The following is an 18,461-nucleotide window of genomic DNA, read 5'->3' on the forward strand; positions in this document are numbered from 1 at the left end:
AGCGCCTCAACTGCCTGAACTTTGATATGGCAAACTACGTTTGCGTTTCGGATGAAAAGGGCAACCCCTTTGTCTTGCTTTACAATGGTAGGCTTGCGCTATTCGCTATAAAAGCGATTAACCTCTTCCTCTTGTTGCGATTTTTAGAGTATGCAAGTGTGAAAATAGATACATTTTTTCTTTGCAAACCATTTGCTTATCGTTGGGGTGGCGTGAAGATTGAAGCTATTTTTTTAGAGCGTTGCCCTGTTTTTTAGGATAATGCGGGGGAGGGCTTATTTATCGGCTGCTCTTTAGTAAGAGGAAAGCCATTTTAGCTCTGCTGCTGTTTGCTTTTGTCCATATATTTTGCGCTGTTGCAGATTGTTTTTGATAGCTTTTAACAGCAATGAAAAAGGAGCATATTGCACACCCCGCTTATGGTTGGCTACACTGATGCGGTAAAGTATCTGCCAGTGTCTAAGCAAATCTCTGTAAGCTTTCCATAGAGGCATATCGGGGTCATAGATATGAGCAGGCTCTGAGTTGGCGCCGTTCAATTCTAAAATACAAATATTGCGACCGGCATATAGCTCTTCTATAGATGGTACTTTCAAATCAAAGCGACCGAAATAGAAGCCGTCAATGTGGCGCGCGATATTGTCTATGACCTTTTGTAGTTGGGGTGTCAAAAGCTCATTGGCATTACGAAAAGTAGCTCCACGGCTGTGGTTACCTATGTGTGTGAGCTGGATGACTGTTTCTGCTTCCGGCACTTGATTCCACTGCAGAGCGTGTTGTTTTTTTAGAAAATCAAGGTGATAACGACAGCGTTCGTCTCTTGTAACAAGCTCGCCGAGGGTATGGACGCCATCACCTTTTACTTGAAGCGGTTCCTTTATGACAATGGAGGTGATTTTGCCTTGCGTACTATCTGGCATGCGACAGTACATGATGCCCAGTTCGAGGGGACTGTAGCACCACTCTTGAATTATCCACTCCCAAGCAGGGTAGGAGCTGAGAAAATTACGCAGTTCCGCTTCGTTGTTGATGCGTTCCACTGCAAAGCCTCGCTCGCCCCGGTTCGGTTTCACAGCCAGCGGGTAGTTCAGTTTGTGTTTTTTTATTTTTTCAATGACTTGTTCAATGGAAGAGTCTTCAGCTATCCATATGCTTTTGGGAATGTATTTAGCCGGAATACGGCGCAAGATGTCGTACTTGGAATACATAGTAAAGCCTCCGAGAAACATGCAAGGATTGGCAGCAGTAAAAAAGGTGAAGGAGCGTGCTCGCAGGCTTAAATAAAACCAGTAAAAATAAATGGGGATGTAAAACAACCAGAAGGACCAAAACTCCCATTTAAGATACTTCCACCATTGAAAAAACTTCATCTTTATTCATCTTTCAACTCAAGGCGTTCGCGTATGTGCTGCAACATATTCACTTCTTCGGCTTTGTTTTTGTGTGCTGCTATGGCAAATATCTCAACAGCATTGGCAATCAAGTCCTTGTTTTCAGGCTTTTGCGTCAGATGCATTTTAAGCGTATCGAGGAAAGCCTCTTGCCACTCCTCCATGTGCGCGAGCAGGTATTCAAGTTGTGTTTTAAACTCGGCTTGCAGTGCTTTGAGGGCACCTTCTGAAAGGTTTTCTTCCCGGAACAGATGGCTCAGGCTGATGCTTAGTTTGTCAATATAAATAGCTTCTTGTTTATCGATGATACCATCGCTGTAGATAAGCAACAAGGTGGGAAAAAAGGCAGTGAGCGCCTCAAACTGTTCGTAGTTGAGCTTGGTAGGATTTTTTTCCTTGTAATACAGGTAAAATTCTTTCAGGCTTTTGAAGGTGGGCATGATTAGATGTGTTTTTATTTATTAAAATTAGCTTTTTCTTTCTGATATTGGTTGTTTTGATAAGGAGCCGGCGGATGAATTGTCGGAGCACTTTGGTCGTCTTGTATTGTCACATAGCGCTGGTGCAAATGCACGGGTTTTTGTGAACGCTTGATGAGTTTCAGATTTAGCAATTCTACAAACAGAGAGAAAGCAATGGAGAAGTAGATGTATCCTTTGGGCACTTCATAGTGTAGTGCTTCCACAATGAGCAAAGTACCAATCATAAGCAAGAATGCCAGAGCCAGCATTTTGATGGTGGGGTGTTCTTCCACAAAGCGGGCAATGGGGTAAGCAAACAGCATCATGACGAACATAGACAGGACAACAGCAATAATCATAATCCACAGGTTCTCGGCTTTGTCAGCATCTACTAAGCCGATGGCGGTAAGGATGGAGTCGAACGAGAAAACGACATTGATAAGGGTTATCTGTGCAATTACCCTGAAAAATGCCGACTTGCCACTTTCTTCTTCTTTATATATTATTTCCTCATTCCCTTCGAGCTTTTGATGGATTTCGGTAGTGGCTTTATAAATGAGGAATATACCACCGCAGAAGAGAATCAAATCGCGTCCACTCAGGTGGAAATCTACAATACTAACAAGTTGTTGATTGAGTCCTATCATCCAAGAAAGAGCAAATAATAACACAACACGAGGAATCAAAGCGATGAGTAAACCCCAGTTAGTACTTTTTTTTTGTTGATGTTTAGGGAGCTTGCTGGCAACAATGGAGATAAAAATAATGTTATCAATACCCAGCACAACTTCCATGAAGGTAAGAGTAAGCAGGCTGATGAGTGATTCAGTAGTGAGTAAGTGTTCTAAAATTTCCATAATTGTTATTTACAGTTGTTATAAAAATACAAAGAAAACACCAACTTGCAAACTCATCTTTTTGTGTTTAAAGCGAGGGCTAATTCCCAATACCTCGCCTTCAATGCTTAATAGAAAATATTGTAAATTGCGTGTTGGTTTGATTTGAATAAGTGATGAAAAGTAACCAAGAGCAAAAAAAAGATAAATCTTTGAAAAATAAGCGATTAAGTAAAGAGAGCTTAAAAAAACTGTGGCGTATTGCTCGTTTTGCCGCACCCTATAAAAGTTACTTTATCACAGGCATGTTTTTTTTGGTGGTTTCTACGCTCACAGCCTTGGCATTTCCTATGCTGGCGGGCAAAATCACCGATGCGGCAAACACCTCTTTGTTTGGCAAGATAAAGCAAGACATAGAGGGAGACGCCTGGGCGCAGTGGTTTAATTCTGTGGACCGGGTGGCAATGGCTTTTTTAGTGATATTACTCATACAGTCGGTGGCTTCCTATTTTCGCATTTGGTTGTTTGCCATTGTTACCGAGCGTTCCATTGCTGATATACGCGCTACCTTATATGAAAAGATGCTGGGATTGCCCCTGTCTTTTTTTGAAAAGAACCGCGCTGGCGACCTTAGCAGTCGCTTGAGTGCCGACATCACTCAGCTCGAAAGCCTCTTTTCTTTCAACTTGGCTGAGTTATTCCGCCAATTGATGACCCTCTTGATTGGTGTGATAGTCATCTTCTTTACTTCTGCTCGCTTGGCTTTGGTGATGTTGGCTACTTTCCCCGTGATGATTGGGATGGCTATTCTCTTTGGGCGTTTCATTAGGAAGTTGTCACGCCGCCGACAGGATGCTTTGGCACAAGCCAACGTGGTTTTGGAAGAAACTCTTCAGGCAATTCAGGTGGTGAAGTCCTTTGTAAATGAGTTGTTCGAGTTGGGGCGCTACCGCCGCCGCCTCGATGAAGTGGTGCATAGCGGCTTGCATTCCGCTCGCTACCGTGGCTTCTTTATATCCTTTATCATCTTTGCTTTGTTCGGCGGTATTGTTTTGGTACTTTGGTATGGTGCTAGGTTGGTAGAAGCCGGTGAATTACAAGTGGGTGAACTCTTCTCCTTTATTCTTTATACTGTTTTTATTGGCGGCTCCTTGGGCGGCATGAGCGACCTGTATGCTCAGTTGCAGAAAAGCATAGGTGCCTCGGAGCGTATTTTAGAAATACTGGAAGAGCAAGGCGAAGTACCTGCTTTGCAGAAAGAACTTCCTGCTTTGCAGGTAAAAGGCAACATACAATTTGAAGATGTACACTTTGCGTATCCTACCCGCCCAGAGGTGGAGGTGCTCCAGGGTATTGGCTTTGAGATACAGGCAGGCGAAAAGATAGCTTTGGTGGGGCACAGCGGCGCCGGAAAATCCACCATCATCCAGTTGCTATTGAAATTTTATACTCCTCTGAAAGGACGTATCTTGGCAGACGGTCTGGACCTGCAAGCCATCGACACCCGGGCATGGCGCAGTCACATAGCCATTGTGCCGCAGGAAGTGATTTTGTTTGGTGGTACCATTCGTGAAAATATAGCCTACGGCAAGCCCGGCGCCACCGAAGAAGAAATCATCGAGGCGGCTCGCCAAGCCAATGCTTGGGATTTCATCGCTCAATTCCCCGACGCACTCGACACCGTGGTAGGCGAAAGGGGCGTAAAGCTCTCTGGTGGGCAACGTCAGCGCATAGCTATTGCTCGTGCCATTTTGAAAAACCCCTCTATCTTGATTTTGGACGAAGCAACCAGCTCGTTAGATGCCGAATCGGAGCAGGCAGTGCAACAAGCCTTGGAGACCCTTATGCAGGGGCGCACAACCATCGTCATTGCGCACCGTCTGGCTACCGTGCGTAATATGGATAAAATACTCGTTTTGAAAAACGGGCGCATTGCCGAGGCAGGTACTCACGAAGAACTGCTTGCCCGCCCGGAGGGTATCTATTACAACCTGGTGCGCCTGCAATTGGAAGAGAACTACAACAGCAGTTCCGCCAAAGCATAATCGGCAACTAAGATGGCAATACAGCTGCTGGTTACGGCTTGGGTGCTCGACAAACCCACTTCGAGCGCCCCGCCTCGTGTGTAGTACCCTTTGAACGAAGAGATGGTGGTGATGAGAAAAGAAAAAACGACTGTCTTGACGAGTGCAAAAGTGATATTGTAAGGAACAAATTTCTCACGCAGCCCTTTTACATATTCATATTCGGTAATCACCCCCGTAAGTACGCCGGCAAGATAACCGCCCAAAATAGACAAGAAACCCGCCATAATCACCAGTAAGGGGAAGGTAAGCAAGGCGGCAATCACTTTAGGAAACACCAGATAAGACACCGAGTTGATGCCCATCACCTCCAAAGCATCGATTTGTTCGGTAATGCGCATGGTGCCCAGGTTGCCAGCTATATTAGACCCTACCTTACCTGCCAAAATAATGCTGATGATGGTGGGGGCAAGTTCCAGCAAGGTAGTATCACGCACCAGCAAACCGATGACATACTTCGGAACAAGTGGGCTCACCAGGTTGTATGCTGTTTGGATGGCGGTAACGGCGCCAATGAATGAAGATACAATGACTACAATAAACACCGAACTGATGCCAATATATATGCACTCGTCTAAGATGGCTTGCAAATAAATGCGCGGACGTTCGCGCAGAAACAACATCTTGCCCAAAAAAATAAAATAACGACCGACCAGTGCCAGCATGCTTTTCTGTTTTATGAATAATTTCAGTCGAAAAAAAAGAAAAAATTCGCACAACGACAAACCTCAGGAAGGAAACTGCAAAAAATCAGTATTGCCCCATTCGAGCATCACGCGATGCTCTTTGACAGCATAAGTGATGCAGTCAAGCAAAAGTTTTTAAGATTTTTGCGGTCTTCGCTACCGCTTTCCACTTTTGCCTCTTTAAGGCAACTTTTGATAAACTGCTTCTAAGTAACTGCATTGCATTTCTGTTAAGATTACCCCCGCTTTCCGACTCATCGATGGCAAAATCAAAAGGCTACATATTAAAAAACTTGTTCAAACCCAAAATGGCTATACTTCTTTGATTTTTTGGGCGTTAGTACATTAAGATAAAACTAAATTCACCAAAGCCTATGAAAAAATATATCTACTGGCTCGGATGTTTATTTTTGGGGGCTTGTCAAACGCAGGAAACTACCCAAAACTCAATGGAAAAGCTCATCTATCCGGAGACGCCCACCGTTCAACAACTCGACAACTATTTTGGTACAACAGTAGCCGACCCCTACCGCTGGCTCGAAAATACCGACTCGGCGGCAGTGCAAGCATGGATTGCTGCACAAAACAAACTCACTTTCTCTTATTTAGAAAAAATTCCGTTTCGTGAGAGCATCAAAAAACGCCTTGAAGAAGTGTGGAACTTTGAGCGCATGAGCGCACCCTTACTCAAAGGGGGATACTATTATTACACCAAAAACGATGGACTTCAAAACCAAAGCGTGATTTACCGGCGTGAAGGAATAAATGGCACCGAAGAAGTGGTGCTTGACCCCAATACCCTTTCCGACGACGGGACAGTGGCAGTAGGCAATTGGAGCATCTCGAACGATGGGCGTTATTTTGCTTACTCTACCTCTGCAGGCGGTTCCGATTGGCAGGAAATAAAAATCATTGATTTGCAAACTAAAAAAACACTTGATGACCATTTACGATGGGTGAAGTTTTCGGGCATTTCTTGGTATCGCGATGGCTTCTTCTACAGCCGCTATGACGCCCCACCCAAAGGCAAAGAGTACGAAGCTAAAAACGAATACCACAAGGTGTATTATCATAAGGTGGGCACACGACAAAGTGATGACCAGTTGGTGTACGAAGACCCCGGGCGCCCCTTGCAAAACTTCTATACCCAAACCACCGACGATGAGCAGTATTTGTTTATTCATATGCCCGAAGGCACCGGCGGCAATGCCATCTGGTGGCGTCCTTTGGCACAACCGCAAGCTGCTTTTAAACCGCTTATCAATACTACCGAATATGAAAACAGCATTGTGGGCACTTTGAACAACAAAATTTTGCTGCTCACCAATGCCGGCGCCCCAAAATACCGCTTGGTGCTGGTAGATCCCCGCAAGCCTGAACCTGCACAATGGAAAACCATCATCCCTGAACCCAAAGAGGAAGTATTGAGCAGTGTAAGTCATGTGGGCGGGCGTCTGATTGCCATCTTTATGAAAGACGCAAGCCACAGAGTGCGTGTGTATAATATCAACGGGGAGTTTGAAAACGAAATACAGCTGCCTACCTTAGGTACTGTGAGCGGTTTTGATGGAAAGGAAGAAGACAAGGAAACCTTTTTTGTATTCAACTCATATCTCTACCCGCCTACTGTTTATCGCTACGATATAAAAACACGCCAAGTGGAGGAGTTTTTCCGTCCCAAAACCACCTTCGACAGCAAGCAGTATCAAACACGCGAGGTGTTCTATAAAAGCAAAGACGGCACCTCCGTGCATATGTTCTTAACCCATAAAAAAGGGCTGAAAAAAGACGGCAACAACCCCGTTTATCTTTATGGCTACGGTGGGTTTAATATTAGCCTCTTGCCCTCTTTTGACCCGCGCATCCTTCCTTTCTTGGAAGCCGGCGGCATTTACGCCGTGGCTAACCTGCGCGGTGGTGGCGAATATGGCGAGGAGTGGCACAAAGCAGGTATGCTCGAAAACAAACAAAACGTATTTGACGATTTCATTGCCGCTGCCGAATACTTGATTCAGGAAAAATACACCAGCCCCAAAAAAATTGCCATTTCTGGACGTTCCAATGGAGGTTTACTCGTGGGGGCTTGCATGACCCAGCGCCCTGACCTGTTTCAAGTGGCTTTGCCCGGCGTAGGGGTTTTGGATATGCTGCGCTTCCATAAGTTTACCATTGGCTGGGCATGGGTCAACGAATACGGTAGTAGCGAGGATTCCACACAGTTTCAATATTTGATTAAGTACTCACCGGTACATAACGTGAAAGAGGCTGACTATCCGGCTACTTTGGTTTACACTGCCGAATATGACGACCGTGTGGTGCCTATTCATTCTTTTAAATTTGTGGCGGCACTGCAAGCCCACCAAAAAGGAGAACGTCCGATACTTATACGTATCGACACCAAGGCAGGGCATGGCGCCGGCAAGCCAGTCAGCAAACTCATCGAGGAGTGGACCGACATCTGGGCATTTACCTTCTATAACTTGAACATGACCTTCCCGACCCAGCAGTAGCCTACATAAGCAACAGACAAGCACAGGCACGGGCACACTCGCCCGTGTTTTTTATTTCCTGCAAACGAAAACGTGCTTCGATTGTCTCAAAATCAGACACTTTGTCTTTGTTTTACAATGTTTTTCTGACAAAAACTGCCACTATGTCCTTAGCTTGTCTTTTGGCTTGCCCTTTGTGTAAAAAAAAGGCAAAAATAACAATTAAAAAGGAGGATAAGACTATGAACTTCGACAAGTATACCATTAAATCGCAGGAGGTGATTCAACAGGCGGTCTCTATTGCACAGGCTCGCCAAACCTCTGTAGTAGAAACCGGACACTTGCTCAAAGCAGTGCTCGAAAGCGATGAAAACGTAACAGGTTTTCTGTTCAAGAAACTGAATGTAAACCTGAACTATCTCAAAAACAAAGTAGAGGAAATCATCAACTCATATGGCAAAGTAAGTGGTGGCAGCCCGCACTTGTCCAACGATGCGGCGCAAGCCCTCAAACGAGCCGAGGATTACCTGAAAAACTTCAATGACGAATTTGTTGCCGTCGAGCATATCCTGTTGGGTATTTTAAGCGGTAAAGACCGAGTCGCCCAACTGCTGAAAGACATGGGGGTTGCTGAGAAGCAACTCATTCAGGCTATCAAAGAGCTGCGTGGCGGCGGACGCGTAACCGACCAAAACGCAGAAGCTAAGTACCGTTCTCTGGAGCGCTATTCGAAAAACCTGACCAAGCTGGCAAAAGAAGGCAAGCTGGACCCCGTCATCGGGCGCGACGAAGAAATACGCCGGGTGATGCAAATCCTTTCACGACGCACCAAGAACAACCCCATCTTGTTGGGTGAACCCGGTGTGGGTAAAACCGCCATCGTCGAAGGCTTGGCACAGCGCATTGTGGCGGGGGACGTGCCCGAAAACCTGAAAGAAAAACAGCTGGTAGCTTTGGATATGGGCTTATTGGTGGCTGGCGCCAAATACAAAGGTGAATTCGAAGAGCGCTTGAAGTCGGTCATTAAAGAAGTAAGCGAATCGAATGGGCAAGTCATCCTGTTTATCGACGAAATTCATACCTTAATAGGTGCTGGTGCCGGTGGCGATAGTGCTATGGATGCCGCCAACCTACTAAAACCGGCTTTAGCACGTGGCGAGCTGCGTTGTATCGGTGCTACCACACTCAAAGAATATCAAAAGTACATTGAAAAAGACAAGGCGCTGGAGCGTCGCTTTCAACCCGTCATGGTCGATGAGCCCAGTATCGAAGACGCCATTTCTATCTTGCGGGGCTTAAAGGAACGTTATGAAGTACACCATGGCGTGCGCATTCAAGACGACGCCATCATTGCTGCCGTCGAGCTGTCGGTACGTTACATCACCGACCGCCACCTGCCCGACAAAGCCATCGACCTTATCGACGAGGCTGCTGCACGCCTGCGCATAGAAATAGACTCGATGCCCGAAGAACTCGACGAGTTGGAACGTCGCATTATGCAGTTGGAAATTGAGCGGGAGGCTATTCGCCGTGAAAAAGATAAGGAAAAAGAAGCGGTGCTTTCCAAGCAGATAGCCGAGCTATCGGAACAGCGCGACGCACTCAAAGCACGTTGGAAGCAAGAAAAAGAGCTGGTACATCAAATCCAAAGCATCAAGGCTGAAATCGAAAACTTGCGCATAGAAGCCGAACAAGCCGAGCGTGAAGGCAACTATGGGCGTGTAGCTGAAATACGCTATGGACGCATCCTTGAAGCCGAAAAGCGGCTCGAAGAACTGCGCAAGCAACTGCATGAGATACAGGGCGATAAACCCATGCTCAAAGAAGAAATTACCGCTGAAGACATCGCCCAAATCGTGTCGCGTTGGACTGGCATACCCGTATCGAAAATGCTGCAAAGCGAGCGCGAAAAACTCTTGCATCTCGAAGACGAGCTACATAAGCGCGTGGTAGGGCAGGACGAAGCCATCCGGGCGGTATCCGATGCCATTCGTCGCAGCCGTGCCGGTTTGCAAGACCCCAACCGCCCCATTGGTTCGTTTATATTCTTGGGTCCTACCGGTGTGGGTAAAACCGAACTGGCAAAAGCTCTTGCCGACTACCTCTTTAACGACGAAAACGCTATGGTGCGTATCGACATGTCGGAGTACCAAGAGCGCCATTCGGTGAGCCGTCTCATCGGTGCGCCTCCCGGATATGTAGGCTACGATGAAGGTGGGCAATTGACCGAAGCCATTCGCCGGCGTCCTTATTCAGTGGTTCTTTTAGACGAAATCGAAAAAGCACACCCCGATGTCTTCAACATCTTGTTGCAAGTGCTGGATGACGGACGCCTAACCGACAACAAAGGACGCATCGCCAACTTCAAAAATACCATCATCATCATGACCTCGAACATGGGGGCTGAGCTCATACAAGCCAATTTCGAGAACATTACCCCCGAAAATGAAGAGGAGATAGTGGCACAAACTAAAGAACAAGTATTTGACTTGCTCAAACGTAACCTGCGCCCCGAGTTTCTGAACCGTGTGGACGAAATCATCATGTTCCGTCCGTTGTCGAAGCAAGACATACGTAGGATTGTGGAAATACAACTCAGACAAGTGAACCGTCGTCTCGAAGCCGAAAATATAGAGTTGGTAGTCGATGAAAGCATCTACGACCTCTTGGCAGATGTAGGTTTTGACCCGCAATTCGGTGCACGTCCTTTGAAGCGTGCTATCCAACAGCTCATCCTCAATGAGTTGTCCAAGGAAATCATTGCCGGTAAAGTCAAAGAAGGCGATGTGGTACACGTTTCCTTCGACAGCAACACCGAAAGAGTGAAGTTTGAAGTAGTGGATAAAATAGAAGCGTAATCATAGCCCTAAGCTCTTCAAAATAGCTGAAAGAGGCGACTTCCTGTGGAAGTTGCCTCTTTTTTTTTGAATCTGCACAGAAGTGCATAAAGTCTATTCAATGCCCTGCTTTGGTCTCAAAAATTAAGATTTGGATTTTTCCACTATGTTGATTTTGACGGTGTTGGTTCTCTTGCGTGCTTTGATGGGCATACTTGCCATCTTGATGATAACATCTCCTTCTTTAATGAAACCCCGTTCTTGTAAAATATCTTCAATGTCCTGAAAAGTGGTGTCGGTGCTTTCGTATTTATCGTAATAGAAAGCCCGTACGCCCCACACCAAGTTGATTGCAGTAAGCAGTTGCCGGTTGCTTGTGAAGATGAAAATATCGGCTTCGGGGCGGTGGCTTGCGATGCGGAAGGCGGTAAAGCCCGAATGGGTCATGCCTACGATGGCTTTGGCATTGGTGTGTTTGGCTAAGGTACATGCCGCAGCCACCAAGCTGTGGTGAATGAAGTCAGGCGAGCCTTGATTGGCTACTTCTAAGTTTTGATGATAGATGCTTTGTATATGGGTTTCGGTGAAGTGAATGGTGCGCACCATGCTTCTGATGACCTCCACAGGGTATTGCCCCACAGCAGTCTCGCCACTAAGCATAATGGCATCGGCTCCGTCAATCACGGCATTGGCTACATCATTGGTTTCGGCACGGGTGGGGCGGGGGTTGTGTATCATGCTTTCCATCATCTGTGTGGCAATAATTACGGGTTTGGCTGCCCGTTTGCATTTATCCACAATCATCTTTTGAATGACGGGCACTTCCTCGGCGTAGGTTTCTACTCCCAAGTCACCGCGTGCTACCATGATGCCGTCGGCGGCTTCTATGATACTTTCGATATTTTTGACTGCCTCTGGCTTTTCTATCTTGGCAATGATGCGGGTATTTTTCCCCTTTTGGCGAATCAGGTGGCGCAGCAGATGCACGTCGGTGGCAGTGCGCACAAAAGAGAGAGCTATCCAATCGACCCCCATCTCCAAGCCGAAGTAAAGGTCTTCGGTGTCTTTTTCGGTCAGGCAAGGGGTGGACAACTGACTAAACGGCAGGTTGATGCCCTTCCTTGATTTGAGCACTCCGCCATAAAGCACTTCCGTAATAACTTCTTTCTCATGGCGTTCCACTACTTTCAGCTGAATGTTGCCGTCGTCGAGCAGGATGATTTCCCCTTCTTTTACATCTTCGGGAAGGCTTTGATAGGTAGTCGAGGCGCGTTCTGCGTTGCCAACAGTTTCTTCTATGGTTAGCACAAAACGTTGCCCTTTCTTTAGTTCTACTGCGCCGTTTTCTATTTCGCCGATGCGTATTTTGGGTCCTTGCAGGTCTTGCAATATAGCCAAGTTGAAGCCATACCGCTGGTTGATTTCTCGAATATGACGAATTACCTCGGCATGTTCTTCGTGTGAGCCGTGAGAGAAATTCAAGCGGAATACATCGACCCCCTCGCGTGCCAGCGCCAACAGCATCTCGGGACTGCGAGATGCCGGACCCACCGTGGCTACTATTTTGGTTTTATTGAATGTGGTCATAAGTCAATGATGGTTTGAAAAACAAAAGCAGTTTAGCAAAACCGCCCGGTATAAAAAAGTGCAGGAAACGAATTTTGTGTAAAAAGAAAGAGAACAGAAAGCAAAAAAAGAAAGCCGCACCTTGGGATGATGCGGCTCTTGTGAGAGCCCCCCACAGGACTCGAACCTGCAACCTACTGATTACAAGTCAGTTGCTCTACCAATTGAGCTAGGGAGGCTTGTTGCTTTTTCGACGTTGCAAATATAAAAAGCCAGAAAATACCATGCAATACCTTCGATAAAAAAAATCGAACCTGCTTCCTGAAGAAGAAAGCAGCCCGGTGGAAGGCTGCTTTGGTAGAGGTGCTCTTCAAAGAGATGCCTTGTTTAGTTGTTGTTTTTCAAGCAAAGTCCTAGTTCTTCGAGTTGTTCGGGGGCAATGGGCGAAGGTGATTCTATCATCACGTCCCTACCGGAAGTATTTTTCGGGAAGGCAATAAAATCTCGGATGGATTCGCTGCCTCCCATCAAAGCACACAGGCGGTCAAAACCAAAGGCTATGCCACCATGCGGAGGCGCACCATAACGGAAGGCATTCATCAGAAAACCGAACTGCGCTTCTGCCTCTTCATCACTAAACCCTAAAATTTGGAACATCTTTTTCTGAAGCTTTTGGTCGTGGATACGGATAGAGCCGCCGCCTACCTCCACCCCGTTGATAACCATATCGTAAGCGTTGGCACGCACCTTGCCCGGTGCGCTGTCGAGCAGCAGGATGTCTTCTGGCTTGGGGGAGGTGAAGGGGTGGTGCATGGCGTAATAGCGCTGGGTTTGCTCGTCCCACTCCAACAGAGGGAAGTCAACTACCCATAGTGGTTTGTAAACTCCTTCGGGGCGTAAGCCCAGGCGGTTGCCCATTTCCAAACGCAGTTCGCATAGTTGTTTGCGGGTTTTGTTGGCTTCGCCGGCAAGAATAAGCAGCAAGTCGCCAGCTTGGGCACCCATGGCTTCTGCCCATTGCTTGAGGTCTTCTTGTGAGAAAAATTTATCTACCGACGATTTGAAGGTGCCGTCTTCTTGGCATTTTACGTAAACCAATCCCTTGGCACCTATTTGCGGACGACGCACAAAGTCGGTAAGCTCATCCAGTTGTTTGCGGGTGTAGCCGGCGCAGCCGGTTGCGCAAATGCCTACCACCAGCTCGCTTTTGTCGAACACCTCAAAGCCTTTGCCTTGAGCCAGCGGGGTCAGTTCAACGAAGGTCATGCCGAAGCGTATATCGGGCTTGTCGCTGCCATACAGGCGCATGGCTTCGTCGTAGCTTATACGCGGGAAGTCGCCCAGTTCTATGCCTTTCACGCTTTTGAATATGTGCTTCACCAAGCCTTCAAAGGTTTGCAGAATATCTTCTTGTTCTACAAACGACATCTCACAGTCTATTTGTGTGAATTCGGGTTGCCGGTCGGCGCGCAGGTCTTCGTCGCGGAAGCACTTCACAATCTGGTAATAACGGTCAAAGCCGGCAACCATCAGTATTTGCTTGAAGGTTTGCGGTGATTGTGGCAAGGCATAGAATTGCCCGGGATGTAGGCGAGAAGGCACTACAAAATCGCGTGCTCCTTCTGGGGTTGATTTGATGAGCACGGGGGTTTCTACTTCAATGAATTGTTGGGCATCGAGATATTCGCGGGTAGCCCGTGCTGCCCGATGGCGCAGCTCTAAACGGCGACGCATGATGTCGCGGCGCAAGTCCAAATAGCGGTATTTCATGCGCAAATCTTCGCCTCCGTCGGTTTCGTCTTCTATCAAGAAAGGGGGCACCTCGGCAGGGTTCAGCACGCGCAGGGCTTCTACGGCTATCTCTATGTCGCCAGTTGGTATTTTATCGTTCTTCGACGCCCGCTCGATGACTGTTCCGGTAACTTGTATCACATATTCGCGTCCTAAAGTGCGGGCTGTTTTGAGCAGCTCGCTGGGGGCTTTGCCCTCTTCGATGAGCAGTTGCGTGATGCCGTAGCGGTCGCGCAGGTCTATCCAAAGCAAGTGTCCTTTGTCGCGGATAGCACGTACCCAGCCGCTTAGGGTTACTTTTTGTCCTAAATGATTTATTCGAAGTTCGCCGCAGGTGTGGGTTCGTAACATAAGTAAGCTCCTTTTTAAGAAGTTGAATGACTACAAGCCTTTTTAGTCGAAAGGCAAAAGTATTAGTTACTGTCTAAGAAGACAAAGGGCTCAACGACTTTTTTTTATACGGTGAGGGTTTTCTTTTACAAAAGCATCCCAACTTTTCGATTTGTTGATTTGCAAACCGCTTTGCAGGTAATGACAAACCGCTACCCCCAGTGCATCGGTCGCATCCAAGAGGGTATTGTTTTCGAAACGTATATTGAGCAGCTTTTCGAGCATAGCGGCTACTTGCTCCTTCGAGGCGTTGCCGTTGCCCGTGATGGATTGCTTTATCTTGCGGGGGGCATATTCCATCACGGGGATTTCGCGTGTTAGCGCAGCTGCCATGGCTACGCCTTGTGCCCGTCCTAACTTCAACATAGACTGCACGTTCTTTCCATAAAAAGGCGCTTCCAATGCTATTTCGTCCGGCGCATAGTGTTCTATGAGTTGACTGACACGCTCGTAAATGCGTTTCAGTTTGAGCGCTTGCCCATTGAGCTTATGTAGTTCTATGACGCCGTAATGTATAACTTCCAAATGATTGCCTTCTACCCGTATCAATCCATACCCCATGACTTGGGTGCCCGGGTCTATACCTAAAATGATGCGCTCTTTTGCCAAAGGCTTGCCATTTACTGCTTTTCAAAGATACATTATTTTGTATCGATACACCTAAACCTTTCTTTTTGTTTTATAGGTCTTTTTTTGAACATGATTTTTTCGAAAACTGCATTTTTTATCAAAAGCTGGTTAAATTTTTAACCATTTTCTGGTGAAAGCGTTTATTTTTTTAATTTTGCGGTATCGAATTAAACCAAAAAAATCAAAAAACTATGCCAACGCTCCGTTTTCGTGCCCTCCAGGAAGCTCAAAATCGCCCGGCTGTACAAGCGCAAGAGCCAGAAGAAAGCATAACCCGCTATTTTGCTACGCAGGTTTTCAACAAGGAAGCCATGCGCAAATACCTTAGCCATGAGACTTACAAGAAGCTTATGTATGCCATAGAGCATGGTGAAACCATAGACCTTGAGCTGGCAGATGCTGTGGCTGCCGGCATGAAAAGCTGGGCTATGAGCAAAGGGGCTACCCACTTTACCCACTGGTTTCAGCCTTTGACCGGCTTGACCGCAGAAAAGCACGATGCGCTCTTCGATATCGACAGTGAAGGACGCGCCATCGAAAAATTGAAAGGTTCTGAGTTGGCACAGCAAGAGCCCGATGCCTCTTCCTTGCCGAGTGGCGGCATTCGTTCTACTTTCGAAGCCCGTGGCTACACGGCATGGGACCCCAGCTCGCCGGCGTTCATCATGGAAATTAACGGCAGCAAAACCCTTTGCATTCCCACCATATTTATATCCTATACCGGCGAATCGCTCGACTATAAAACCCCTCTGTTAAAGTCTTTGCATGCTCTCGACAAGGCAGCCACGGCTGTTTGTCAATATTTTGAGCGGGATGTAACCCACGTGATGGCTACTTTGGGACCCGAGCAAGAGTATTTTGTTGTGGATAAGGCGCTGTATTATGCCCGTCCCGACTTGGTAGCCTGTGGACGCACACTCTTCGGACACACGCCTGCGCGTGGGCAGCAGCTTGAAGACCACTACTTTGGGTCTATCCCTCCACGTGTGCGTGTTTTTATGATAGACTTTGAAACCGAAGCCCTCAAGCTGGGGATTCCTATCCGTACTCGCCACAACGAAGTGGCGCCAGCGCAGTTTGAATGTGCTGCCACTTTCGAAGAAGCCAGTGTGGCAGTAGACCACAATCTCCTGCTCATGGACATCATGGAAAAAGTAGCTGACCGCCATAATTTGAAAGTGCTCTTCCATGAAAAGCCTTTTGCAGGGGTGAACGGCAGCGGCAAGCACAATAACTGGTCAATGATGACCAACACAGGGGTGAACCTGTTGGCGCCCAGTACTAAAGCCAAGGAAAACCTGCGTTTCCTGACCTTCTTTGTGAACGTCATAAAAGCAGTACATGACCATGCCGACCTGCTGCGTGCCAGCATTATGTCGGCAGGCAATGAGCATCGTTTAGGTGCTAACGAAGCGCCTCCGGCTATTATGTCTATATTCATTGGTGAAGAGCTGACCAGAGTGCTTGAAGAACTGGAGCAAAAAGCTACCGTTAAAATAAACAAAGGCGATAACCTTTACATGAAGGTGGGCATCAGCAAGATTCCTCCTGTTTTGCGCGACAACACCGACCGCAACCGTACCTCTCCTTTTGCTTTTACTGGAAATAAATTCGAGTTCCGGGCTGTGGGCGCTTCTGCCAACTGCGCTTCAAATATGATAGTATTGAACACCGCCGTGGCAGCCCAGCTGCAGCAATTCAAAAAGGACGTGGACGCCCTCATCGACAAAGGCGAAAAGAAAGAAGTGGCTATCGTGCGCGTTTTGCGCGATTATATAAAGGCATCGAAGCGCATCCTCTTTGAAGGAAACAACTATTCTGAAGAATGGGCAAAAGAAGCTGAAAAACGCGGTTTGACCAACATTAAGTCCTGCGTGCGTGCCTTAGAAGCCTTTGTAAAGCCTGAATCCATTGCCCTTTTTGAAAGCCAAGCTGTGTTTACCAAGCGAGAAGTAGAGGCACGCTATGAAATCATGCTGGAAGCCTATGTGAAACGCATCCAGATTGAATCGCGCATGATGGGCGAGCTGGCGCTGAACCACATCATACCGGCAGCCATCAACTACCAAAACCGTTTGTTGGAAGCCTTTGAAGGCATGCAGCGTGCGGGCATCGAAGAGGCGCACCTCGAGTCTATCAAAATCACCATTCGTAAAATAGCTGAGCATGTAAATATGCTGCAAAAAAAGGTGAAAGAGATGATAGATGCTCGCAAAGAAGCTAACAAAATTGAAGATATACGCCGCCGTGCAGAGTACTATACAGACAAGGTGAAGCCTTTGTTCGATGAAATCCGCTATCGGGGCGATAAGCTCGAGCTCATGGTAGATGATGAACTTTGGCCTCTTGTCAAATACCGTGAGCTGCTGTTTGTGCGCTAATTGCTATCTTGTTCATAGTTATGGTGGGAGGGGGGCAGTAGCTCACCTTCCCCTATTTTTTTGCTGTAGGGCAACAACCAAGCCTTCTTCAAATGAATACACACATGCCCTTCGCCGTCTTCTATTTTTATCTTCAAATGGTCTTGAGGAACTAAGCGCACCAACAGACGCACAATCCCTTCGTTGTGTCCTACAAAGGTGCCATAGAGGCGGCAAACCCCTTGCTTGTATGCATACACACACAGGCGCAGCATGAGTGCGCTGCCTACGCCTTTGCCATGCCAGTCGTCACGTACGACAATGGCAAATTCAGCAGTTGTTACCTTTTCTGATGGGCGCATGTAGCGAGCCACGCCAATAATTTCCTCCTGCGCTTGCTGCTTGATGCAGGCAGCTAAGGCATAATCGTGCCGGTAGTCTATATGTGCAAAGCGATGCGCATATTCCTGTATGGTGCTTTCATCCAAGTGTTCTGTATGGGTTTGAAAGCGGTAAAAGCGAGACTCAGGCGAAAGCGCTTGGTAAAGCGCTATGAGCCGGTTTTCGTCGTGAGGCATGAGAGGGCGAAAAAATACTTGAGGCGTGTTGCTCATGTAAGTTACCAATATAGGTAGCTACTGTATTTGTGTGAAAAATAAGCTGTTTTTTCAAAACAAAAAAAAGACTTACAGCATATAGATGCTGCAAGTCTCCCAATCCTTCAACCAGCTATGAATGTTGAATGCGTGTACAAATATAGTAATTTTTAAGGATTGTAATAAAAGTATTTGTTGGTTTACAGGGGAGTATTTAAAGTACTTAATCGATTACACTTCATCGAGCAAAGTTTTGCTTTTATCGAGACAGGCATTGCTTCTGTCGAAATGTTATTTATTGATAAACAATAACTTATTATTATTCGGAATAAAATACAAAGCAA

At 46.9% G+C, this 18,461-nt stretch carries 13 protein-coding genes and 1 tRNA gene; 5 read left to right on the forward strand and 9 right to left on the reverse strand.

The window, feature by feature from the left end:
- The first annotated feature begins 26 nt into the window (after positions 1 to 26).
- Positions 27 to 257, forward strand: coding sequence for a hypothetical protein (locus tag FHS56_RS11490; protein WP_166920982.1), 231 nt, complete (start codon positions 27 to 29; stop codon positions 255 to 257).
- A gap of 36 nt (positions 258 to 293) precedes the next feature.
- Here the strand turns inward: FHS56_RS11490 and FHS56_RS11495 are convergent, their stop codons facing one another.
- The 3 genes from FHS56_RS11495 to FHS56_RS11505 are packed head-to-tail and all read right to left on the reverse strand — an operon-like array spanning position 294 to position 2,709.
- Positions 294 to 1,370, reverse strand: coding sequence for an ATP-grasp domain-containing protein (locus FHS56_RS11495; RefSeq protein WP_166920984.1), 1,077 nt, complete (start codon positions 1,368 to 1,370; stop codon positions 294 to 296).
- A 2-nt stretch (positions 1,371 to 1,372) separates the two neighbouring features.
- A complete protein-coding gene (locus FHS56_RS11500; RefSeq protein WP_166920986.1) occupies positions 1,373 to 1,831 on the reverse strand; it encodes a hypothetical protein in 459 nt (152 codons plus the stop codon).
- 14 nt (positions 1,832 to 1,845) lie between these two features.
- Entirely contained in the window at positions 1,846 to 2,709 is an 864-nt protein-coding gene (locus FHS56_RS11505) for a TerC family protein (protein WP_166920988.1), read from the reverse strand.
- A 155-nt stretch (positions 2,710 to 2,864) separates the two neighbouring features.
- Here FHS56_RS11505 and FHS56_RS11510 point away from each other — a divergent pair, with 155 nt between their 5' ends.
- A complete protein-coding gene (locus FHS56_RS11510; protein WP_166920990.1) occupies positions 2,865 to 4,733 on the forward strand; it encodes an ABC transporter ATP-binding protein in 1,869 nt (622 codons plus the stop codon).
- Here FHS56_RS11510 and FHS56_RS11515 read toward each other — a convergent pair.
- Complete coding sequence (locus tag FHS56_RS11515; RefSeq protein WP_166921056.1) at positions 4,706 to 5,434, reverse strand: MlaE family ABC transporter permease; 729 nt, start codon at positions 5,432 to 5,434, stop codon at positions 4,706 to 4,708. The genes FHS56_RS11510 and FHS56_RS11515 overlap by 28 nt on opposite strands.
- A 398-nt stretch (positions 5,435 to 5,832) precedes the next feature.
- Between FHS56_RS11515 and FHS56_RS11520 the strand changes: the two genes are divergently transcribed.
- A complete protein-coding gene (locus FHS56_RS11520) occupies positions 5,833 to 7,968 on the forward strand; it encodes a prolyl oligopeptidase family serine peptidase (RefSeq protein WP_208409685.1) in 2,136 nt (711 codons plus the stop codon).
- 221 nt (positions 7,969 to 8,189) lie between these two features.
- Complete coding sequence (gene clpB, locus FHS56_RS11525; protein WP_166920992.1) at positions 8,190 to 10,805, forward strand: ATP-dependent chaperone ClpB; 2,616 nt, start codon at positions 8,190 to 8,192, stop codon at positions 10,803 to 10,805.
- 123 nt (positions 10,806 to 10,928) lie between these two features.
- Here clpB and pyk read toward each other — a convergent pair whose 3' ends face one another.
- The 4 genes from pyk to ruvC form a co-directional block, all read right to left on the reverse strand.
- Entirely contained in the window at positions 10,929 to 12,371 is a 1,443-nt protein-coding gene (gene pyk / locus FHS56_RS11530; RefSeq protein ID WP_166920994.1) for a pyruvate kinase, read from the reverse strand.
- Between the two features lie 145 nt (positions 12,372 to 12,516).
- Positions 12,517 to 12,589: transfer RNA gene (locus FHS56_RS11535), tRNA-Thr, on the reverse strand.
- A gap of 148 nt (positions 12,590 to 12,737) precedes the next feature.
- On the reverse strand, positions 12,738 to 14,492 hold the full coding sequence (aspS, locus tag FHS56_RS11540; RefSeq protein ID WP_166920996.1) for an aspartate--tRNA ligase: 1,755 nt from the start codon (positions 14,490 to 14,492) through the stop codon (positions 12,738 to 12,740).
- Positions 14,493 to 14,582: 90 nt separating this feature from the next.
- Positions 14,583 to 15,140, reverse strand: a complete 558-nt coding sequence (ruvC, locus tag FHS56_RS11545) for a crossover junction endodeoxyribonuclease RuvC (RefSeq protein ID WP_166920998.1) — start codon at positions 15,138 to 15,140, stop codon at positions 14,583 to 14,585.
- A gap of 212 nt (positions 15,141 to 15,352) precedes the next feature.
- Between ruvC and FHS56_RS11550 the strand changes: the two genes are divergently transcribed.
- Positions 15,353 to 17,542, forward strand: coding sequence for a glutamine synthetase III family protein (locus FHS56_RS11550; RefSeq protein ID WP_166921000.1), 2,190 nt, complete (start codon positions 15,353 to 15,355; stop codon positions 17,540 to 17,542).
- Here the strand turns inward: FHS56_RS11550 and FHS56_RS11555 are convergent.
- Positions 17,539 to 18,135 (reverse strand): GNAT family N-acetyltransferase, encoded by a 597-nt coding sequence (locus FHS56_RS11555; protein ID WP_166921003.1) that lies wholly within the window; start codon positions 18,133 to 18,135, stop codon positions 17,539 to 17,541. The two genes, FHS56_RS11550 and FHS56_RS11555, sit on opposite strands and share 4 nt — an antisense overlap.
- Positions 18,136 to 18,461 lie beyond the last annotated feature (326 nt).

The sequence above is a fragment of the Thermonema lapsum genome (assembly GCF_011761635.1).
Taxonomy (GTDB): domain Bacteria; phylum Bacteroidota; class Bacteroidia; order Cytophagales; family Thermonemataceae; genus Thermonema; species Thermonema lapsum.